We start from the raw sequence: 22,277 nt of genomic DNA, 5'->3' as shown, positions 1-22,277 counted from the left end.
AGCGGCATAAGGGTCCGCGCTTTGAGGAAAAAAGCAAACCTGACCGGTGCTTGCCCTGCACAGTTACTCGGTTGGCTCCTCGATGAGGCGCTCTACATATTCGGTCTTGCCTTTGTTTAGCTGCACTTGCCCTTGCAGCAAATCAATCAAAGTGGCTTCTTGGTCGGCAAGCGTTGCTTCGGGAATCATTAAGGTAACAACGATTTTCTCGGTATAAGCAATGTCTTTTACGTAGATGTTCTGCAGTTCTAAATAGTTTTGCAGCTTACCTAAAAGGGGATAATCAATGGTCAATGCAAGCTCTTGATGCAAAACGCCTTCGACGATTCCCACCGCCTTGATGCCAGCGGAAGCTGAACTGGAATAAGCGCGGATCAATCCGCCAGCGCCAAGTTTCGTTCCACTGAAGTAGCGGGTAACGACAGCGACCATATTGATCAAGTCATTTTTCTTCAATACTTCTAAAATCGGTACTCCAGCGGTGCCGCTAGGTTCACCATCATCACTGCTGCGTTGGATCTCATGGTTTTCACCCAATACATAGGCGCTGCAATGATGATTCGCCTTCCAATGTTCTTTTTTGAGGGCTTGTATAAACGCTTTGGCTTCATCTTCTGATTGGATTCGTTTTAACGAACAGATGAAACGCGATTTTTTGATTTCTATTTCCGTTTCTCCATCTTGTCGGATCGTTCGATAAGTCACGCGTACGATCGCCTCCTTTATGTTTCTAGTATAGGCAATCGGAAGGAAAGTTACAAATAGAAGAAAGAAAAAGGCACCAACACAGACCTGAAAAAGAGGAGGCAGTTGCTTTGGGTAGACGCAAAAAGTACGATACGATCACGCACTATTTAAAAAACAACGGCGGTTCACAAATTACGTTAACCTTTACCCAGTTTGATGAATTTCTTTTCCCAGCATCCGGTTTGCCCAAAAGTGCCCGCACGAGTACGGATTGGTGGGCAAATGATTACCGACATCCTGAAAACGGGGCCTATGCGTGGCTGAATGCCGGCTATGAGGTAGTCCTCGTCAATTTAAAAAAAGAGTATGTCGTTTTTAACCGTTTAGTAAAATCAAACTGGCTGCTGGATAGAAAGCGTTGACAAATTTCAAACTTGTTCTATACTAGAGATAGGAAATGTTATCTTATTCTTAAAATTCAAGGAGTGTTCGATATGGCGAAAAAAACAATTATGTTAGTTTGTTCTGCAGGAATGAGTACAAGCTTATTAGTAACAAAAATGCAAAAAGCAGCTGAAGCAAAAGGATTAGAAGCAGATATTTTTGCAGTTTCCGCTTCAGAAGCAGATCAACATTTAGAAAGCAAAGACGTAAATGTTTTATTATTAGGACCACAAGTTCGTTTCATGAAAGGCGATTTTGAGAAACGTCTAGCGCCAAAAGGAATTCCTTTAGAAGTAATCAACATGGCAGATTACGGCATGATGAACGGCGAAAAAGTCTTAGATCAAGCTTTGACATTGATCGGCGAATAAGCAAGACCTGCTGTTGAAGCAAACAAGAAACCTGTAATCGGTTCAAGTACTTTTCAAAAAGTAGTTGAACCGATTTTTTTGCGTACTTAAAACTGAGGTGTATGTTATGACCAATCAAAAAGGAAGACAATTTTTTGTTTTAGATGAAACAATGAATGTAGGAAAACCCTTTGATTCTCGACCGGCAATGCTCGAGCAGGGGCAGAGAATCGTTTGTCAGCGATGCGGTTCTTCCCACCGCAAGCCGTCGGTGCAATTACCGATAGGCAGCTATTACTGTCCAACCTGTATTCGCTATGGTCGGATCACATCAAATGGGCGACTGGTGATTCAACCTACGGATAGTCCAGCCATTGATCACCACATCGTCTGGCCAGGAGCATTGACGCAGTTTCAGCAAAAAATTTCCCAGCAATTGGTGTCTAATTGTCGACAAAAGCGATCCTCGCTTGTTTGGTCGGTCACGGGTTCAGGGAAGACCGAAATGATCTTTGAAACGATCCGCTACGTTCGGCAAGAAGGTGGTCGAGTGGCGATCGTCTCACCTCGGATCGATGTTTGTCGTGAATTGTTTCCGCGGATTCAGCAAGCATTTCCACAAGAGGAAAGCTTGCTCCTTTATGGAAAATCAGAAGAGCCTTATCGCTACACAAACATCCTTATTGCCACCACCCATCAGCTACTGCATTTTTATCGGAGCTTTCAACTGATCGTGGTGGATGAGGTAGATGCATTTCCCTACGAGGGCGATGCGCAGCTGCGTTACGGATTATACAATGCCTTAGCCAAAAACGGGTGTCTGATCTATTTAAGTGCGACGCCTTCAGAACGACTGCTGCAAGAAATTCGTGGAAAATTCGCTGTCTTGAGAATGCCGCTGCGGTTTCATCAGCGTCCATTGATCGTTCCAAAACCTGTTCATTATAGTCACTGGGCGCAGGCTTATCGCAGAAAACGTTGGCTGCGACCATTGCTGCAGCAGTTGCAGCGGCTGCTTCAAAAAAACTTTGTCTTGGTGTTTTGTCCAAGCATTGCGCTGATGAAGGAAGTAGAAGCGGCTGTCCGCCGACAAGGCACGTCATGGTCTTTGACTAGCGTTTCGTCGCAAGATCAAAAACGGAGCGAAAAAGTAGCGTCTGCTCGTCGACAGATTTACAAGGTGTTGTTTACAACGATGATTTTAGAGCGTGGGGTGACGTTTGAAAACGTCTCAGTCATCGTATTGGGTGCTAATCATCCAGTCTTTACAAAATCGGCGCTCGTGCAAATTGCTGGTCGTGTCGATCGTAAAGGGGCCTATACGGAAGGGGAGGTCATTTTTTTCTACGACCAAATGACGGAAGCGATCCGAAAAGCACTCAACGAAATCAAGGAAATGAACCAATTGGCAAAAAGCTGGCTGACCGATGGTGTGTAGTTGGTGTAAAAGGACTTTTCCTAGAGAACGAACGATCATTGAGGTGTTGGCTCCTTGGCGTATCCCAGAAAATGAATTGTGCCCGCAATGTGCCCAACAGTTTTCAGTGATCGATTGGCGAACCTGCTGCCCTTCGTGTGGAAAAAAAGAAACTGAGTTTTGCAGCGATTGTCTCTATTGGGAAGAAACGTGTCCCATGATACAATTGCAGCACCGAGCGCTATTTGCTTACGATCAAGGAATGAAGGATTGGCTTCACGAATACAAACTGATGGGAAACTATCAGTTGCGGGGGACGTTTGCGCCTGTGATCAAACAGAAACTCAACAGGTTTGACTATGAGTGTTTGATTCCCATCCCACTATCGGCAGAGCGTTACCAACAGCGAGGGTTTAATCAAGTCACCGCTGTGCTGGAAGCCGCCGGAGTCAGATTTCAAGAGTTACTGGAGAAAGTTGTTGATACCGCACCACAGGCACAACGTTCTCGCAGGCAACGATTAGTAGAGGCGCAACCCTTTGCAGTGAAGCCAGATGTAGCGTGTGAAATCAAAGGGAAAAAATTATTGTTGATCGATGATGTGTATACTACCGGTAGAACGTTATATCATGCAGCTGAAGCACTGCAGTCCTTTGGCCCCCAGTCGATTCGTTCTTTTTCAATTGCTCGTTGAAACGTTATTTTGAAAACGCTTAAAGAAAATTGTTCGATTTACTAGGCAAATGACCAAGAGTTCGATATAATAGAGTTAAGAAGAAGAAAAGAGTGGTCCTTTTCCTTCTTTACTGGTAGACGAAAGGGGTAATTTTTATGTTTAGATATAATGTGCGTGGCGAAAATATCGAGGTAACAGAAGCGATCCGTGATTACGTCGAGAAAAAAGTAGGTAAATTAGAACGTTATTTTAATGATGTGCCAGAAGCAACAGCACACGTTAATTTGAAAGTTTATACAGAAAAAACTGCAAAAGTAGAAGTAACGATTCCTTTACCATTCCTAGTTCTACGTGCGGAAGAAACTTCACCTGATCTATATGCTAGTATCGATTTGGTTGTTGACAAATTGGAACGCCAAATCCGCAAATTCAAAACAAAAATCAATCGCAAATCTCGTGAGACAGCGTTGGTTCCGCCAACAGATGGTGATTTGTTCACAACTGAAGCAAACGATGAAGAAACCAATGGTTCTGATTTAGACATCGTACGTACAAAACGTTTGTCTTTAAAACCAATGGATAGTGAAGAAGCTGTTTTACAAATGAACATGCTTGGACACAACTTCTTTATCTTTGAAGATGCGGAAACGAATGGAACGAGCATTGTGTATCGTCGGAAAGATGGTAAATACGGGTTGATCGAAACGGATTAACACGTGTGGGATCCTTTTGGCGACACCCCAAAAAAAGTCTTTTTTGACAGAGTAGCTGAGAAGCTGCTCTGTTTTTTTATCTTTTGGAATGAAGCAAGAAATCTTTCTATATAAAAGTTGGCTTTGTTTCTCTTTTGTTTTATTGTGTTATACTATAGATGAAATAATACAGGGAGAGTGAATCATGACTACGTTAGCAGATGTCGCCAAAAAAGCAAATGTTTCCGCAATGACCGTTTCTCGAGTGATCAACCATCCAGATAAAGTGACCGAAGAGCTAAAGCAGCTCGTTCATCAAGCAATGCTAGAACTGGATTATCAACCGAATATTGCTGCCAAATCATTAGTTTCCAAGCGTTCCCATATCATCAAAGTGTATATCTTAGAGGAGATGGACACGACGGAGCCATACTATATGAATTTATTAGTGGGGATCGCTCGTTCCATCGGCAAAGCGCATTATTCGTTGCAGCTGGTTACGACGGATGGGGTGGATCGTGGCCCAGCAGATGGTTGTATCATTACGGGATTTCGCCAAAAGGATATGGACTGGATAAAAAATTTAAAGAAACCCGTCGTTCTATTTGGTGAAAATGAAGCTGGATTCAGCTTTGTTGACAGTGACAACTACCAAGGGATCGTTTCTGCTTGTAAACACGCCCTCGATACTGGCTATCAACACTTGGTCTATATTGGTTTAGAGTTGGAAGAAGCATTTACGAAAAGTCGAGAAAAAGGGTACATAGATACAGTCACAAAAACAGGACAAGCACCAAAAATCCATCGTTTTGAGAACCGTTCTTCCGCAGCCCGCACCTTTATCACAGCACAGAAGGAGCAATTTGCGGAAAATACTTGTTTTATTTGTGCGACGGATCGTTTGGCACTAGGCATCAATCAAGGCTTGCAGTCGATTGGCGCGCAGATACCAAAGGATTTTGGGATTGTCGGCTACGATGGGGTATTCCTGGATCAGGTCAGCTCGCCCAAGTTGACGACTATGAAGCAAGCCATCGTTGAGATGGGCGAAGCTTGTGGTGAATTACTGATTCAAAAAATTGAACAGAACGATACGAGCCTGCGACAACAGCGCTTTTTACCGCAACTCGTGGTTCGTGAATCCACAAGGTGAAAAATTAAGCAAATGGTTGCACAATTTCTTTTCAATTCCTCAATATCTTAATTTAAAGGCTTTTTCAATTTTTGTTATCGCTAACATTTAGAAAATGTTTGCCATTTTAAGAAACCGGTTGCATAATAGAGTTACAAATTGCAGGAGGTAAACAGGATGAAAGTGAATTGGAAAAAGGCAGCTCTAGGATTAGTTTCAGGAAGTGCGTTGTTAGCGCTTGCAGCATGTGGCGGCAACGGCGGTAGTACCGATGGTAGTAATGCAGATGCAGGTTCAGGTAGCGATGAAAAAACGATCACGGTCTCTGTAGGCGCAGACTATATTGATTATATCAATGAAGTGAAATCTGACTTTGAATCTGAAAATGATGTCACCATCAACGTTGTGGAAATGGACATGTTCGATCAAATGGATGCGCTTCAACTAGACGGTCCTGCTGGGAAAGGTCCAGATGTTACGATGTCTCCTTATGACCGTGTGGGTCAAGTAGGCTCCCAAGGACATTTGGCAGAAATGACTTTGCCAGATGATGGACGGTACAGCGATACCGACAAGCAACAAGTGACCATCGATGATAAGATCTATGGCGCACCAGCAATGATCGAAGCGGTTGTCATGTTCTACAACAAAGACTTGATCGATGAAGCACCAGCAACTTTTTCTGATTTAGAAGAACTAGCAAAAGATGATCGTTTTGCAGAAGGCGATGACAATGTTGGTTTCTTAGCTCGTTGGACGGACTTTTATTATACGTATGGTCTATTAGCGGGGCATGGCGGGTATGTCTTTGGTGATGAAGGAACAGATCCCTCTGATCTAGGGCTGAACAACGAAGGTTCTGTTGAGGCAATCACGTATGCAACTGATTGGTTCCAAAATGTCTGGCCGCAAGGAATGCTTGATGTATCAGCCAACGAAAACTTGATGTTGGATTACTTCAATCAAGGCAAAACAGCAGCTATCATTTATGGACCATGGGGCGTGAACGGCTTTGAAGAAGCAGGCATCAACTATGGAGTAGCGAAAATCCCAACGCTAAACAACGGCAACGACTATGAAACATTTGGCGGCGGAAAAGCGTGGGTGGTATCTAACTACTCACAAAACAAAGACGTTTCTCAACAATTTGTCGAGTATTTGACCAACGAAGCCAATCAAGAGAAATTGTATGACATGCGTCATGATATTCCAGCGAACATTATGGCTCAAGAAACAGTCGCTGCTTCTGATGATCCAGTAGCAAAAGCAGTGATTGAGCAATACAGTGTTTCACAACCAATGCCAAATATCCCTGAAATGTCTGAGGTTTGGGTAGGGGCTGAAAACATGCTGTTTGATGCAGGTTCAGGCAATATGACTCCTCAAGAAGCAGCGGATAATGCTGCCAAAACAATCGAAGAAGCGATTGAGCAGAAATACTAATAATTAGCCGATTACGGTCTGTCATTCATGTCGACGATTCTATAGAGGATGTTTGTCAAAAGGATTCCTTGCAACGTAGCACGCAAGAAATTGCTTGACGAGATTGTTTTCTATCGATCGTCGGACGCTTGGCAGACTTTCGATTTTAAGGAGGATACATATGAGGACGAATTCACAAGCCATGCAGACAGCGCTTCTTTCAATCATCCCTGGTGGGGGACAATTCAAAAATGGTCAGAAATTCAAAGCGGGTCTCTTTTTTGCAGCCTTTCTGATTTTTCTGGTCGAAATGCTTTTGTTTGGTGGACAAGCACTTTATAACTTTGTCACACTCGGATCAGTACCAATGGAAGACAACTCTTTGTTCTTGTTGATTGAAGGAACACTGCAGGTCATCGTTACCGTTATTTTCATTATCTTTTGGGTATTAAATATCAAAGATGCCTATCAGATTCGGCAAAGCATTGAAAAAGGCTTCCCGGTAGCTGTTACGAGAAAAGAATTTTTCAAAAAATTATACGAAGATGGGTTCGCGTACTTACTGACGATCCCTGCCTACTTGGTAATGATCGTAGCAATTATTTTTCCAGTAATGGTGACGCTCTTTATGGCATTTACCAACTATGATTTTCGACACATTCCGCCAGCAAACTTAATCGACTGGATCGGTTTTTCGAATTTCACGAATATCTTCACCTTAAGTTCTTACCGCGACACCTTTGTAAAAGTATTCAGTTGGACGGTGATTTGGACCGTTTTAGCAACCACCTTGCAAATTACACTCGGCATACTGACAGCAGTTGTTGCCAATCAAAAATTTGTGAAGTTTCGTCGCGTCTTTGGGGTGATTTTCTTGCTTCCTTGGGCGGTGCCAGCGTTTATCACAATCATGAGTTTTTCAAATATGTTCAATGATACCGCAGGAGCGATCAATACGCAGGTGATCCCGCTATTGAACAATCTGCCCTTTGTGGATATTGGGAACATTGCTTGGAAGACCGATCCGTTTTGGACGAAAACGGCGATTATTTTAATTCAGGGTTGGTTAGGGTTTCCTTACATCTATGTAATGGTTTCGGGGATTTTACAATCCATTTCTGAAGATTTGTATGAAGCAGCAAAAATGGATGGAGCCAATGCGTTGCAGCGTTTTCGGAACATTACGCTGCCGGCAATCTTTTTGGTAGCAGCCCCAACCTTCGTTACGCAATATACAGGGAACTTTAATAACTTCTCGATGATCTATCTATTTAACGAAGGTGGACCAGGGAGTTTAGGCGGAAATGCTGGATCGACAGATATTTTGATTTCATGGATCTACAAACTGACGACCGGCGGCTCACCACAATATTCGATTGCTTCTGCATTGACCTTGATCATTTCCTTTGTGGTGATCTCCATTTCATTACTGGTGTTTAAAAAGACGAATGCATTTAATATGGAGGATTGAGGATGAAAAAGAAGAAGTTTTCTTTCAGCAAATTATTTACCTACTTGTTTATGATCGCGTTATCGATCATTATCATCTATCCCTTGTTGATTACCGCAACCTCAGCCTTCAAGGCAGGGAACATGATCGCTTTTCGCTTAGATTTTGATGCGGATTGGACATTGAACAACTTTCGACGTTTATTCAATGAAACCCCGTATTTGACATGGTATAAAAACACCTTGATCGTGGCCGTTTCGACGATGATCATTCAAGTAATGATCGTAACGTTAGCAGGGTATACTTACAGTCGTTACCGTTTTGCTGGTCGTAAAAGTAGTCTGATGGTGTTCTTGATCGTTCAAATGGTACCGACAATGTCGGCGTTGACCGCTTTTTATGTCATGGGCTTATTAGCAAACGGTCTAGATAGCTTCTGGTTCTTGACACTGATTTATATCGGTGGTGGGATTCCGATGAATACTTGGCTGATGAAGGGGTACTTTGATACGGTACCCATCGACTTGGATGAATCAGCAAAACTTGATGGTGCAGGGCATTTTCGCATCTTTTGGCAAATCGTTTTGCCCCTCGTAAAACCAATGGTTGCCGTCCAAGCATTGTGGGCCTTTATGGGACCATTCGGCGAATTCTTGCTGGCGCGATTCTTGCTTCGCTCACAAGAGCGTTTGACCGTCGCAGTCGGGCTACAAACCTTTATCAATGATGCCCGTAACCAACGGGTCGCACTCTTTGCGGCTGGGGCGATTTTGATCGCCGTACCGATCGCTGCACTGTTTTTCTTCTTACAAAAATACTTTGTTTCAGGTTTGACCTCTGGCGGAACAAAAGGATAGGAATGATAGGATGTCTGAACAACGATTTCCCTTAACGTACTTTGGGGCCATTTTTTCTCCAACAAAAGTCTATGCATGGCGTAAAAAATTAAATCGCTGGCAGCAAGTGTTCGTCTATGTTTTCTTGATGTCCTTGCTGATGATCCCGTTGACCTTAATGATCAGCAAGCAAACGGATCAAGCCTTTGCGGTATTTTTTCCCCATGCAAAAACACTCGTGACGGCAGAAACGGCAGCAAAATACAGTGAGCTGCAGCTGGAAGATGGCAAACTTTTAGCGGATGAGTCACAAGTCTTTTCCCAAACAGAAGCGGGGATCATAGGCGTTGCGCTTTCAGAAGCGGCTCTTGAAAAAGCGAAATACGCCATCAATTTTCGGGAAACAGACTGGACCATCAAAGAAGAAATCGATGGACAAACTTATCACTATGAAATGCGTTACACGGCGGAAATGGCACCTGATCAAGTAGATGATGCGGCTTCGTTTCAAAAAGCAATCGAAGACGGCTTCTATCGCAACAACGAGACAGCGATTTTCTTCAGTCAGACGATCACAGTGGCATTTTTATTGGTGGCAATGAATAGTATTCTAGTCATAGGCGCAGCGTTTTTCCTCTGGTTGACGAAAAAATCACGACTATCGACAATCGGCAGCTTCAAAGAAAGTACGAACGTGATTTTAAATGCACTGGGGGCAGGCTCTCTCGTTGCGATGTTGGCAGGATTTATTGGCGCTGATATCGTCTTGATGATCGGGATTCAGTCTTTAGGCATGCTACTGATGCTCTTCTTAGCTTTCTTAAAAACCCGTTTTAAAACGGCATAATTTGCAAACATTCGCAACAAGACGTTTGGGCGTGTGCTGGACTTTCAGCGCCGATCAATGGCTTGTTGCGTGTTTTTTTTTCCGCGTTTCTTTAAAATCTGTGAAAAAAGGTTAAGAATCCGTTTATCACGCAAGATTGATGCGATAGTTCTATCGAAAAATATTTCATTTATGGTGAACTAGTGCTAAAATAGTTAGGAGAGTTTCCAGCTAGGATAATGCAGAAGTAAAAGGAGAATTATTAAGGTATGGCCAATTTTTTTAGAAAATTAATCGAAAACGACAAAAAAGAATTAAAACGTCTTGACCATATTGCGAATCAAGTTGAATCACATGCGGATGAAATGGCCGCTTTATCTGATGAACAATTACGCGGGAAAACCGATGAATTTCGTCGTCGTTTCCAAGAGGGAGAGACTTTGGATAAATTATTACCTGAAGCCTTTGCAGTAGTACGTGAAGCTGCAAAACGCGTTTTGGGTCTTTATCCTTACCACGTCCAATTAATGGGTGGGATCGTCTTGCATGATGGGAATATCCCAGAGATGCGTACGGGTGAAGGGAAAACCTTGACGGCGACATTACCTGTTTATTTGAATGCTTTGAGCGGTCAAGGTGTCCACGTCGTAACTGTCAATGAATACTTGGCAACTCGTGACTCGACTGAGATGGGGGAGCTGTACAACTTTTTAGGGTTGACGGTCGGCTTGAACATCAACTCAAAATCAGCAGAAGAAAAACGTGCGGCATATGCTTGTGACATCACTTATAGTACAAACAACGAATTAGGGTTTGACTATTTGCGGGACAACATGGTGGTTTACCGTCATCAAATGGTACAGCGTCCATTAAACTATGCCATCGTCGATGAGGTCGATTCGATCTTGATCGATGAAGCGAGAACACCGTTGATCATTTCAGGACAAGCAGAAAAATCAACTGCGCTATACAATCGGGTCGACAATTTTGTCAAACGCTTGACGGAAGAAGAAGACTACAAAATCGATATCCAATCAAAAACGATCGGTTTGACAGAACGTGGGATCGAAAAAGCGGAAGAGACCTTCGGCTTAGAAAACTTGTATGATATTGAAAACACGGCATTGACCCATCACTTGGATCAAGCACTACGAGCGAATTACATTATGATTCGCGATATCGATTATGTCGTGCAAGATGGAAAAGTAATGATCGTTGACCAATTTACAGGTCGGATCATGGATGGTCGCCGATATTCTGATGGGCTCCATCAAGCGATCGAAGCGAAAGAAAGTGTCGAAATCGAAGATGAAACCAAAACGATGGCGACGATCACATTCCAGAACTACTTCCGGATGTACAAAAAACTGTCTGGGATGACTGGTACAGCAAAAACGGAAGAAGAAGAGTTTCGAGAAATCTATAACATGCAAGTCATTCAGATTCCAACGAACAAACCAATCTTACGGGATGATCGTGCGGACTTGCTTTATCCAACGCTTACGAGCAAATTCCAAGCAGTCGTTCAAGACATCAAAGAGCGTCACCGCAAAGGACAACCCGTGCTTGTAGGGACGGTCGCTGTTGAGACTTCTGAATTATTGTCATCAATGCTTGATCGTGAGAAAGTTCCTCATGAAGTATTGAATGCCAAGAATCACTTTAAAGAAGCAGAAATCATTTTGAATGCGGGACAAAAAGGTGCTGTAACGATCGCGACCAATATGGCTGGTCGGGGAACGGATATCAAGTTAGGTCTTGGTGTTGCAGAACTAGGCGGCTTGGCAGTTATCGGTACTGAGCGTCATGAATCCCGACGGATCGATAATCAGTTGCGGGGACGTGCGGGACGTCAAGGAGATCCAGGGATGTCGCAATTTTACTTGTCGTTAGAAGATGATTTAATGAAGCGTTTTGGTTCTGAACGAATCAAAGTGTTCTTGGATCGGATGAAGATCGATGAAGGCGACGCCGTGATCCAAAGCAAGATGCTTTCAAAACAAGTAGAATCTGCCCAACGACGAGTGGAAGGCAATAACTACGATACTCGGAAAAACGTCTTGCAATACGATGACGTGATGCGAGAACAGCGGGAAGTTATTTACGGACAACGTCAAGAAGTGATCATGGAAGAATCGGATCTTTCACCACAATTAATGAATATGGTGAAACGTTCCATCAGCCGAGTCGTCGACAGTCATACGCAATTAGAAGAAAGCAATTGGAACTACGAAGGAATCGTTGATTTTGCGGCGAATGCACTTGTTCATGAAGATACTATCAGTATCGAGGACATCAAGGGCAAATCAGCTCAAGAGATCAAAGACTACCTAAACCAACGGGCAGAAGAAGTCTTTGAACAAAAGAAAGCACAACTTAATAGTCCAGAACAATTACTGGAATTTGAAAAAGTCGTCATCTTACGAGTTGTCGATACGAAGTGGACCGACCACATCGATGCTATGGATCAGCTGCGTCAATCGGTTGGGTTACGGGCTTATGGACAAAACAATCCATTAGTTGAGTACCAAACAGAAGGATTCAATATGTTTGAGAACATGGTTGGAGCGATCGAATATGAAGTAACTCGTCTCTTTATGAAGGCAGAGATTCGTCAAAACGTTCAACGGGAACAAGTTGCTCAAGGGGAAGCACAAGGGGTAGAAGAAGCACCTGCTGCCCAAGCACCAAGTTTCAAAAACGTTGGTCGTAACGATCCTTGTCCATGCGGCAGCGGGAAAAAATTCAAGAATTGCCACGGGAAAAATATGTAACACGTTTTGAAAAAGTTGAGAGTAGGCTGGCAGACGTTTTTGTCCAGTCTACTTTCGTTTGTAAGAAAAAAAGAAAGAAGGAATTTTAATGGAAATCGCAGATATTCGGAATCAATTGACCCAGATGAATGAAAAAATAATCAGTTTTAGGGGGTCTCTTTGACTTAGATCAGTTAGAAGAGGACATTGCGGAAGCGGAACACCAAATGGCACATCCCACCTTTTGGGATGACTCAGAAAAAGCTCAACAAGTCATTAACGCAAACAATGCCAACAAAGAGACCTACGATCAGTTCAATCAGTTAGCAGAAGAATTGGAAGAGCTGGAAGTGATGTTGGAAATGATTCAAGAAGAAGCAGACCCAGAAATGGAAGCAGAACTTGAAGCACGGATCACGAAGCTAAACGAGAAAATGGCGTCTTATGAATTGTCGATGCTGTTAGATGAACCCTATGATCGAAATAACGCCATCATCGAGCTTCATCCTGGTGCAGGCGGTACCGAATCACAAGACTGGGGCAGCATGCTGTTACGGATGTATACTCGTTTTTGCGAACAACACGGGTATCAAGTAGAGACCCTCGACTATCAAGCTGGTGATGAAGCGGGGATCAAAAGTGTCACTTTACTTGTAAAAGGCCACAACGCCTATGGGTATTTGAAATCGGAAAAAGGCGTTCATCGTTTAGTTCGGATCTCACCTTTTGATTCAGCCAAGAGACGGCACACGTCATTTTGCTCGGTGGATGTGATGCCAGAATTAGATGGGGCGATCGATGTGGAAATCAACTCAGATGATTTGAAAATCGATACGTACCGCGCAAGTGGTGCGGGTGGACAGCACATCAACAAAACCGAATCTGCTGTGCGGATCACCCATATTCCGACAGGAACGGTCGTTGCTAGCCAAGCCCAGCGCTCACAATTGAAAAACCGTGAGCAAGCGATGGGGATGTTGAAAGCCAAGCTGTATCAATTAGAAGTGGAAAAGAAAGAGCAAGAGGCAGCAGCTTTGCGAGGCGAGCAGTTAGAAATTGGTTGGGGCTCGCAAATCCGTTCTTATGTCTTTCATCCCTATTCGATGGTCAAAGATCACCGAACGAATTTCGAAACTGGGAATGTACAGGCAGTCATGGATGGCGATTTGGATGGCTTTATCGACGCGTATTTGAAGCTGAAACTGAATCAAAAATAACCTTGTGTGACTTAAACAGATTGAAACATAATTGTAATCTGTTGCAAGCAAGGTGAAATATATTCATGCTATAATAAGCCAGAATGAAAATTTGAGATGGAGAGATAGCTGTATGATAGAAATGAAAGATATAATGAAAAAGTACTCTAATGGTACGACTGCTATCCGTAACCTTTCGATTTCAATTGATCAAGGAGAGTTTGTTTATGTCGTGGGCCCATCGGGTGCCGGCAAATCAACCTTTATCAAATTGATGTATCGGGAAGAAAAAGCAACTAAAGGCGTTTTGAATGTCGCAGGATATGATTTGGTCGGCATGAAAAACCGCGAGATCCCATTGATGCGTCGGGAAATCGGCGTGGTCTTTCAGGATTATAAACTTTTACCACGGAAAACGGTCTTTGAAAATGTTGCTTATGCTATGCAAGTTATCGGCCGCAAACCTCGTGATATCAAAAAACGGGTGATGGAAGTGTTAGACTTGGTCGGCCTGAAACATAAGGTGCGGGTATTTCCAAGTGAGCTTTCCGGTGGGGAACAACAACGGGTGTCGATCGCTCGTGCCATCGTAAATACGCCGAAAGTATTGATTGCGGATGAACCAACGGGGAATCTAGATCCTGAAAACTCATGGGAAATCATGAAGTTGCTTGATCGGATCAATGCCCAAGGAACAACGGTCGTTATGGCGACCCATAATAGTACGATCGTAAATACGATTCGTCATCGCGTGATCGCGATTGAAAATGGCCGCATTATTCGCGACCAAGCGGAAGGAGAATATGGTTACGATGATTAGAACATTTTTCCGTCATCTCCTGGAGAGTATCAAAAGTTTAAAGCGTAACGGCTGGATGACTATTGCGTCATTGAGTGCGGTAACGATCACACTGACATTAGTCGGTATTTTTCTAGGTGTAATCTTAAATGCAACAAAACTAGCTGAAGACATTCGCGAGAATGTGGACGTTTCGGTTTTCGTTGATATTGGTACGGAACAAGAAGACATGGATGCTTTGGAACAGTCCTTAAATGATCTGCCGAACGTTTCAGAAGTGAAATTTTCTAGCCGAGACGAAGAATTGCAGAAGATCCAAGATGCAATGGGGGATTCATGGAACTTGTTCGAAGGCGACAGCAATCCGCTGTATAACGTGTTTGTCGTCAGTGCAACAGATCCAGAGTATACGACAGAGATCGCTGAGCAAGCTGGCGAATTGCCAAATGTTTTCAAAGCCGATTACGGCGGAGATTCTTCTGACCGAATCTTTGAATTGTCTGCTGCTGTGCGGACTTGGGGCTTAGCTGCTGCTGTCTTATTGATTTTTGTGGCAATGTTCCTGATCTCTAATACGATTCGGATCACGATTTTGTCTCGTCAAAGAGAAATTCAGATCATGCGTCTGGTGGGGGCGAAAAACGGCTACATTCGTTGGCCATTCTTCCTTGAAGGCGGCTGGATCGGACTCTTAGGTTCGATCGTTCCGATTGCATTAATGTACTTCGGCTACCACCAAGTTTATGCAATGGTCAATCCATCCTTACTGCGTTCAAATTACAGTTTAATTGCACCAAATATGTTTCTATTACAAGTTTGCGGTGTGATGGCACTGATTGGGATCGTGATCGGTTCACTTGGTTCCGTCTTATCAATGCGCCGTTTCTTAAAATTCTAAACCGATGTTTTTTTAGTCGATCGTCAAGATCGGCTTTTTTTGTTTCATCACAGTGTTTCTTTACTTTAGGTACTATTTTTTGATATGCTTTAGTAGCGGGAAATCGGGGAAGAGGTGGAGAAATGGTTGTAATGGATAATTTGGTAACCATTTTATTTATAGTCAATATTTTGTTATCAATCATTATCATTTTCAGAGAAAGGCGGCAGACTGCTCAAACGTGGGCCTGGCTTTTGGTCTTGATGTTCATTCCAATCGTTGGCTTTGTGCTTTACTTTTTCTTTGGTAGAGGGATCTCTAAGGAAAAGATCTTTGATATGCGCTCACAGGCAAAGGTGGGGCTGAATGTTGAATTAGAAGAACAAAAACAAGCCCTCGCTCGTCAGCTGTTTCCGCATCCGCCGACCGCGCAGGTAGAAGTGCAGCAGCTGGTCTACCTGTTGACAGTCTTTGGGCAATCCCTGTATACGACAGCGAATAGTATGACGCTTTATACCGACGGACGGCAGAAATTTGATGCCTTGATCGCGGATATCGAACAGGCAAAAAATCACATTCATATGGAATATTACATTTATCGCAGTGATACATTGGGAAATGAAGTCAAAGAGGCACTGGTGCGCGCGGCGAAGCGAGGCGTAAAAGTAAGAGTCTTATTAGATGCTTGGGGCAGCACCCAAGTATCATTGAAGTTTTTTGATGAGTTGCGTCTACATGGCGGTCAAATTGCCTTCTTCTTTCCTTTATTCGTTCCTTATGTCAATCCGCGAATCAATTATCGAAATCATCGGAAAATCGTGGTGATCGATGGAGAAATTGGCTATACAGGCGGTTTTAATGTGGGAGATGAATATCTAGGGCAAGTGGAAAAATTCGGTTATTGGCGAGACAATCACTTGCGAATTGCCGGTTCAGCTGTCTATTCGCTGCAAAATCGGTTTTTGATGGATTGGAATTCACAACATGCGTTGGAGATCAAATATGATCCTTCCTTGTTTCCTGAAATTAAACAAGTCGGGACAGTTGCAGCCCAAGTCATCACGAGTGGTCCTGATACGGAACATGAAGAAATCAAAATGACCTATCTGAAAATGATCAACTTAGCCAAAAAGGAAATCTTGATCCAAACACCTTATTATATTCCGGATGAAGCTATTCACAATGCCTTGAAGTTGGCACTGCTTTCTGGGGTGAAAGTTCATATACAAATCCCTAACAAACCAGATCATCCCTTGGTATATTGGGCGACCTATTCCTTTGCGGCTGAGCTGCTGCATTTTGGGGCAGTCATCGAAACCTATGAGAAAGGGTTTATGCATGCAAAAACGATGATCATTGACAGTGGGCTCGTTTCGATTGGTTCAGCAAATATTGATGTCCGTTCGTTTCGTTTAGACTTTGAGGTCAATACGATCATCTACGATGCACAACTCGCGACGCAAACGAAAGAAGCGTTTCTGGCGGATTCGATTGATTCCAAGCACTTAACGATCGAAGCGTATCAGCAAAGAAAGCTGACGATCAAAATCAAAGAAGGCTTGGCACGCCTTGTGTCACCCTTGCTGTAAAAAAAGTGCCCTTTTCCAAAAGATGGAAGCCATCATTTTGGAAAAGGGCACTTTTTTAATAGGATTAACCCATAATACTTGTGTATGCTGCTAAGAAAATCGAGCCAACAGTGAGAATAAGCATGGTCCAGATCACGACTTGCGTGATTTTTGCAAAGGTACTTTTTGGTTTTTTCTCGTTCATTTTAATCCACCTTTTAGAGTTATTCTAGTGACAGTTTACCCTCAAATACACAAGAACTCAAGTTGAACCAAGGAGAAATTAAGAAATTTTCAATTTCAGGACAAAAAAATCATTAGAATGGCAAGATAGACTTGTTGAAGATACGCCCTTCTGTTTTAATAGGTAAAGAAATGCATTCTTCAAGACTTTCAAAAGTCAGCTGATGAACAAAGAGGCTCCTTAAAAAATTTCATGACTGTCTTATTCCAGCTCAGATTTTTAAAAGAACTGAAACACGGATGTAAAGAAAATAAAGTATAGTGACACTAGTTGTTAGAAAGGATTTTGCTGTATGTCTGGATTTAATCCAATCGTTTTGTTTTGGTATATCTTCCCTGTGCTCGTCTATTTCGCCTGTCGGTTTATTGTTTCCGCGTTGTCCTTGAATGATCGTTACCACGTGAAGGCACCGGATTTAGCAGTACCGTTTTTGATGGTCGGGATTCATCAATTATCAAAGTATACTTTTGATCAAGCGATCACATTGTACTATTTGATCTCCATTTTTTTATTAGGGATTCTGCTGGCAGTCTTTCAGGCGTATTACTATGAGGAGATCCAATATGGTCGCTATTTAAAGATGTATTGGCGTAGTATTTTTCTATTTACGATCATTTTTCATGTCGTTTTGATCATTCTAAATATTGTTAGTTACTTATAGTGTTTTGACTCTTGATAAACGCCCATTTTTTCACTTAAAGTTTTTTTAAAAACTTTAAGTAGTCGGTTTTCCTCTTTTTCCTCATTTGGTAAAGAAAAGTCAAACAACTTCCCTTTCAAATTTCATATAATTTGTGGTAGAAAGTGGGGGATTGTGGTAGACTGTGAATATCAGGTGGAGATCGGGGGTTATTTATCGATGTTTATGGGTGAATTTCAACATTCGATAGATGCAAAAGGCCGACTAATCGTCCCTTCAAAACTACGAGAAAAACTCGGAGAAAAATTTGTTGTGACACGTGGATTAGATGGCTGTTTATTTGGCTACCCCTTATCTGAATGGGAAAAACTTGAAGAAAAACTAAACGAAATGCCTTTAGCGAAAAAGGACGCTCGGACATTTGTCCGCTTCTTTTATTCTGCTGCAACAGAGTGCGAAATCGATAAACAAGGACGAATCAATATCCCTGTTACATTGAGAAATCATGCAGACCTTACCAAAAGTTGTGTGATCATCGGCGTTTCAAACCGAATCGAGATTTGGGATGAAACGCGTTGGCAAGCATTCTCTGAAGAAGCAGAAGAAAACTTTGATGAAATTGCTGAAACAATGATTGATTTTGGCTTATAGGCTTGATAGGAAGAGGAAAAAACACATGGCAGATTTTCAACACTACACCGTTATGCTACAGGAGACCGTTGATGGGTTAAAGATTCGTCCAGAAGGCGTCTATGTCGATTGTACATTAGGTGGAGCCGGTCATAGTGAATATTTATTGTCGCAACTGTCTGAAGAGGGACATCTCTTTGCTTTTGATCAAGACCAAACTGCTATCGATCATGCGAAAGAACGTTTAGCACCATATGTTGCTAAAGGAATGGTTACGTTCATTAAAAGTAATTTCCGCTATTTAAAGGAAGCATTGCATCAACACGGTGTGAGCCGAGTCGATGGGATTTTGTACGATTTAGGTGTTTCCTCACCCCAATTAGATGAAGCCGAACGCGGCTTTAGCTACCACCAAGATGCACCGCTGGATATGCGGATGGATCAAACTGCAGCATTGACTGCCTATGAAGTAGTCAATCAATTCGACTACCACCAATTAGTCAAAATCTTCTTCCGTTATGGAGAAGAAAAATTCTCGAAACAAATCGCTCGTGAAATCGAGCGGGTGCGACAAGATCATCCAATCGAAACAACGGGTGAGTTGGTCGATATCATCAAAACAGCCATTCCGGCGCCAGCAAGAAGAAAAGGCGGACACCCTGCAAAACGGGTTTTCCAAGCCATTCGCATTGCAGTCAATGATGAGCTAGGTGTGATTGAAGAATCACTTGAACAAGCGATTCATCTTTTAGCAGTCAACGGACGTGTGAGTGTCATCACGTTTCACTCTTTAGAAGATCGCATCGTGAAATCGATGTTCAAGGAATACAGCACACCGAAGGATATGCCGCCAGGTTTGCCGATGATACCAGAAGAATTCCAACCAACACTTAAACTTATAACAAGAAAACCACTACTTCCAACTGAGGAAGAAGTAGCTGAAAATAATCGTTCTCGCAGTGCGAAACTGCGAATCGCGGAAAAAATCAAGGAAAGCGAAGGGTAACAACTATGGCAGAACTAAAAGTTCATGACTATGAATTCAGAGAACCACTTGAATCACAACCTATGGAACACTCTGAACCGACAACTGAAAAACTGCCTACTGATCCCCAGCGTCCTGAGGTCATCCGCGTACCAGCATCTCCGGCTCGTCGGTTAAAAAGCATTTCTACTCTGGAAAAACTGATCGCTGCCTTTGTGATCATCTCTGTATTGACGTTGGCGATCTTGACCATCAATATTCGAACCAATATCAGTCAAGTCGAACACGATATTTCTTTGATCCAATCGGATATCAATGAAAAAACAACACAAGCAGAACAGTTGGAACAAGAGAAAAATGAACTTTCTAAAACCGAGCGCATCCAAAAGATTGCTGAGGATAATGGATTGTCGATCGATGACGGCAATTTAAGGAAAGTGGACTAAATGAAGTTAACAGATAAATTCAAGCAATACTTAAAAAAGAACAATCAAACTACAACGAACAATCGCAAAAAAGTAGGTATTATTCTCTTTGCTACGAGTATTGGATTGTTCTTTTTGTTTGTCACGCGTTTGAGCTACATCGTCATTGTCGGAGATGTTGCAGGGACTTCCTTAGCTGAAAAAACGAAAAATCTTTATGAAGGCAGTGAAGTCATCAAAGCGAAACGTGGAACGATCTATGACCGCAATGGGATTCCAATTGCTGAAGATGTGACCTCGTATTCGATTTACGCTGTTTTGAACCAAAATTACAAAGATGGCAAAAAGAATCTTTTTGCAGAAAAAGCAAACTTCAATAAATTGGGCAAAATCTTGTCGGATGTATTGTCCATCGACCAAGAAACAGCAGTCAATACATTAGAAGAAGGGCTTGAACAACAATTATGGCGTGTTTCTTTTGGAAGCAAAGGAAACAATATTACATTAGAACAAAAGAATGCGATTGAAGATGCAATGGAAAAAGAAGGGATTGCTGGCTTTCATTTTGACAGCCATCCAGCTCGACTTTATCCGAATGGTGTCTTTTCTTCTCACTTTATCGGGTATGCTGTTGCCAATGATGACGATACTGGTCTAGTTGGGAAAACTGGGCTAGAAGCTGCGTACAATGACGTGCTTTCTGGGACTGATGGCGAGATCGTTTATCAAAAAGACAACAATCAAAATCCGTTGCCAGGAACCGTAGCCGAAACTGTTGCAGCGGTGGATGGAAAAGATGTCTATACGACTATTGATAGTCGAATCCAAAGCTACTTGGAAACGCTGATGGACAGTGTCTTTAAAGAAAATAAACCAGAAAACTTAACAGCGAACTTAATGGATGCAAAAACGGGTGAGATCGTGGCGATGGCGCAGCGACCAACCTATAATCCAGAAAATTTGGATTCCATCAATGATTGGCAAAACCTGTTAGTTGAAGACAACTACGAGCCAGGATCAACCATGAAGATCTTGACGACGGCAGCAGCGATCGATCAAGGGATCTTCAATGAAAACGAAACTTTTACCCCAAGCCCTGATGGAATGAAACTTTATGATGCAACCATCAACGACTGGGACTTCGGTCAAAAAGGAACACTGACGATGCGCCAAGCACTTTCATGGTCGAGTAATATTGGAATGGTGACCTTGGAACAGCGAATGGCAGATCGTTGGCAACAATACTTAAAAGAATTTGGTTTTGGTCGCAGTACCTATTCAGGATTGCCTAACGAAAATACTGGGATCACACCAGAGGATAACCCTGTCAGCCAAGCGATGACGTCATTTGGTCAAGCGATTGGTGTGACGAATTTCCAAATGATGCAGGCCTTTACGTCGGTGGCAAATAACGGAACGATGTTGAAACCACAATTTATTAGTAAAATCGTTGATGGCAATACAGGAGAAGAAACGGTCACACAACCAGAAGAAGTTGGCCATCCCATTACAGCAGAAGCGGCAACAAAAGTACGGGAATATATGCGTGATGTTGTCGAAAGTGAAAATTACGGAAGTGCTTATGGTGTCTATGAACTACCGGGCTACAATATTTCCGCAAAAACGGGGACAGCCCAAGTAGCCGATTCAACGACCGGTAAGTATTTGTCTGGTGGTACCAATTATCTGTATTCTGTTGTTTTGATGTTTCCTTCAGAAGAACCAGAATATATTTTGTATTTGACAATCAAATTGCCAGAGAAGCACGAAAGCACCGTGTTGGGTGAAATTGCCAATCCATTGATGAAACGGGTCATGGATCTGAAAAACTCTGCATTAGAAGATAGTACAACCTCTGGTAGTGAAACGACTGTAGGGGATTATCGTAATCTTGATACAGAATCTGCGGCAACTGACGTTCAAAAAGCTGGGTTGACCCCTGTTGTCATCGGTGATGGCGAGAAGGTCATCGCACAGTCCGTTGACAGCGGCACTTCGATCATGCCTGGCGGACGGGTACTGCTGATTACGGATAGCGACAAGTATTACATGCCTGATACGACCTCCTGGTCCAAAGCAGATTTGATCAAATTTGGCAGTCTGTTGAATGTGGACGTCAGTTTTGAAGGGGACGGCTATTGTACCAAACAGAGCGTGGAGCCTTATACTGAGTTATCGGGACAATCGATCAAGTTTACACTAAGCGAAAACGAATAGAATAATAGGAG

Annotated in this window: 22 protein-coding genes; 20 read left to right on the top strand and 2 right to left on the bottom strand. The window is 42.7% G+C overall.

Annotation, left to right across the window (positions count from 1 at the left end; translation table 11 throughout):
• Positions 1–63: 63 nt before the first annotated feature.
• The gene (locus Q1X33_RS13815; RefSeq protein WP_301969704.1) at positions 64–705 is read right to left on the bottom strand and encodes a YigZ family protein; all 642 of its coding nucleotides are present in this window, start codon (positions 703–705) and stop codon (positions 64–66) included.
• 110 nt (positions 706–815) lie between these two features.
• On the opposite strand from Q1X33_RS13815, the gene Q1X33_RS13810 reads away from it, so the two are divergent.
• The 15 genes from Q1X33_RS13810 (at position 816) to cls (ending at position 17,146) form a co-directional block, all read left to right on the top strand.
• A complete protein-coding gene (locus Q1X33_RS13810; protein WP_005228767.1) occupies positions 816–1,109 on the top strand; it encodes a hypothetical protein in 294 nt (97 codons plus the stop codon).
• A gap of 72 nt (positions 1,110–1,181) precedes the next feature.
• Complete coding sequence (locus Q1X33_RS13805; RefSeq protein ID WP_005228768.1) at positions 1,182–1,502, top strand: PTS sugar transporter subunit IIB; 321 nt, start codon at positions 1,182–1,184, stop codon at positions 1,500–1,502.
• A 106-nt stretch (positions 1,503–1,608) separates the two neighbouring features.
• Positions 1,609–2,919, top strand: coding sequence for a DEAD/DEAH box helicase (locus Q1X33_RS13800; RefSeq protein ID WP_034869159.1), 1,311 nt, complete (start codon positions 1,609–1,611; stop codon positions 2,917–2,919).
• Between the two features lie 196 nt (positions 2,920–3,115).
• Entirely contained in the window at positions 3,116–3,592 is a 477-nt protein-coding gene (locus Q1X33_RS13795; RefSeq protein WP_016608760.1) for a ComF family protein, read from the top strand.
• Positions 3,593–3,729: 137 nt separating this feature from the next.
• Complete coding sequence (gene raiA, locus Q1X33_RS13790; RefSeq protein ID WP_005231866.1) at positions 3,730–4,287, top strand: ribosome-associated translation inhibitor RaiA; 558 nt, start codon at positions 3,730–3,732, stop codon at positions 4,285–4,287.
• 184 nt (positions 4,288–4,471) lie between these two features.
• Positions 4,472–5,419 carry a LacI family DNA-binding transcriptional regulator gene (locus tag Q1X33_RS13785; RefSeq protein ID WP_005228774.1) on the top strand — a complete coding sequence of 316 codons (948 nt, stop codon included), beginning with the start codon at positions 4,472–4,474 and terminating at the stop codon, positions 5,417–5,419.
• Positions 5,420–5,575: 156 nt separating this feature from the next.
• Complete coding sequence (locus tag Q1X33_RS13780; RefSeq protein ID WP_015510171.1) at positions 5,576–6,841, top strand: extracellular solute-binding protein; 1,266 nt, start codon at positions 5,576–5,578, stop codon at positions 6,839–6,841.
• Positions 6,842–7,001: 160 nt separating this feature from the next.
• Complete coding sequence (locus tag Q1X33_RS13775) at positions 7,002–8,291, top strand: carbohydrate ABC transporter permease (protein ID WP_005228777.1); 1,290 nt, start codon at positions 7,002–7,004, stop codon at positions 8,289–8,291.
• A gap of 2 nt (positions 8,292–8,293) precedes the next feature.
• The gene (locus tag Q1X33_RS13770; protein ID WP_016608756.1) at positions 8,294–9,127 is read left to right on the top strand and encodes a sugar ABC transporter permease; all 834 of its coding nucleotides are present in this window, start codon (positions 8,294–8,296) and stop codon (positions 9,125–9,127) included.
• 10 nt (positions 9,128–9,137) lie between these two features.
• Positions 9,138–9,953 carry a DUF1189 family protein gene (locus Q1X33_RS13765; RefSeq protein ID WP_034869166.1) on the top strand — a complete coding sequence of 272 codons (816 nt, stop codon included), beginning with the start codon at positions 9,138–9,140 and terminating at the stop codon, positions 9,951–9,953.
• 248 nt (positions 9,954–10,201) lie between these two features.
• Positions 10,202–12,706: a preprotein translocase subunit SecA gene (gene secA / locus Q1X33_RS13760; protein ID WP_005228781.1), complete on the top strand. Its 2,505-nt coding sequence runs from the start codon at positions 10,202–10,204 to the stop codon at positions 12,704–12,706.
• 88 nt (positions 12,707–12,794) lie between these two features.
• A protein-coding gene (gene prfB, locus Q1X33_RS13755) for a peptide chain release factor 2 (RefSeq protein WP_118215357.1) occupies positions 12,795–13,902 on the top strand; the annotation gives its coding sequence in 2 pieces (ribosomal slippage) (positions 12,795–12,866 and positions 12,868–13,902; 1,107 coding nt in all).
• 112 nt (positions 13,903–14,014) lie between these two features.
• Positions 14,015–14,701 carry a cell division ATP-binding protein FtsE gene (ftsE, locus tag Q1X33_RS13750; RefSeq protein ID WP_005228783.1) on the top strand — a complete coding sequence of 229 codons (687 nt, stop codon included), beginning with the start codon at positions 14,015–14,017 and terminating at the stop codon, positions 14,699–14,701.
• Complete coding sequence (gene ftsX / locus Q1X33_RS13745) at positions 14,694–15,578, top strand: permease-like cell division protein FtsX (protein WP_010749773.1); 885 nt, start codon at positions 14,694–14,696, stop codon at positions 15,576–15,578. Before ftsE ends, ftsX begins: the two co-directional genes overlap by 8 nt.
• Positions 15,579–15,700: 122 nt before the next feature.
• The gene (gene cls, locus Q1X33_RS13740; RefSeq protein WP_005228785.1) at positions 15,701–17,146 is read left to right on the top strand and encodes a cardiolipin synthase; all 1,446 of its coding nucleotides are present in this window, start codon (positions 15,701–15,703) and stop codon (positions 17,144–17,146) included.
• Positions 17,147–17,210: 64 nt separating this feature from the next.
• Here cls and Q1X33_RS13735 read toward each other — a convergent pair whose 3' ends face one another.
• The gene (locus Q1X33_RS13735; RefSeq protein ID WP_005237290.1) at positions 17,211–17,330 is read right to left on the bottom strand and encodes a DUF4044 domain-containing protein; all 120 of its coding nucleotides are present in this window, start codon (positions 17,328–17,330) and stop codon (positions 17,211–17,213) included.
• A 331-nt stretch (positions 17,331–17,661) separates the two neighbouring features.
• Here Q1X33_RS13735 and Q1X33_RS13730 point away from each other — a divergent pair, with 331 nt between their 5' ends.
• From Q1X33_RS13730 to Q1X33_RS13710, 5 genes are all read left to right on the top strand, one after another.
• Positions 17,662–18,030 (top strand): DUF3397 domain-containing protein, encoded by a 369-nt coding sequence (locus Q1X33_RS13730; RefSeq protein WP_005228786.1) that lies wholly within the window; start codon positions 17,662–17,664, stop codon positions 18,028–18,030.
• A 198-nt stretch (positions 18,031–18,228) separates the two neighbouring features.
• Entirely contained in the window at positions 18,229–18,660 is a 432-nt protein-coding gene (mraZ, locus tag Q1X33_RS13725; RefSeq protein WP_005228792.1) for a division/cell wall cluster transcriptional repressor MraZ, read from the top strand.
• A gap of 25 nt (positions 18,661–18,685) precedes the next feature.
• Positions 18,686–19,645, top strand: coding sequence for a 16S rRNA (cytosine(1402)-N(4))-methyltransferase RsmH (gene rsmH / locus Q1X33_RS13720; protein WP_005228794.1), 960 nt, complete (start codon positions 18,686–18,688; stop codon positions 19,643–19,645).
• A gap of 5 nt (positions 19,646–19,650) precedes the next feature.
• The gene (gene ftsL / locus Q1X33_RS13715) at positions 19,651–20,070 is read left to right on the top strand and encodes a cell division protein FtsL (RefSeq protein WP_005228796.1); all 420 of its coding nucleotides are present in this window, start codon (positions 19,651–19,653) and stop codon (positions 20,068–20,070) included.
• Positions 20,071–22,266 (top strand): penicillin-binding transpeptidase domain-containing protein, encoded by a 2,196-nt coding sequence (locus Q1X33_RS13710; protein ID WP_270788061.1) that lies wholly within the window; start codon positions 20,071–20,073, stop codon positions 22,264–22,266.
• The last annotated feature ends 11 nt before the right edge of the window (positions 22,267–22,277 follow it).

The sequence above is a fragment of the Enterococcus sp. B2E4 genome (assembly GCF_030499455.1).
Taxonomy (GTDB): Bacteria; Bacillota; Bacilli; order Lactobacillales; family Enterococcaceae; genus Enterococcus_D; species Enterococcus_D casseliflavus.
Note: the sequence above shows the minus strand (reverse complement) of the source record. Positions and strands in the feature narration are given on the sequence as shown.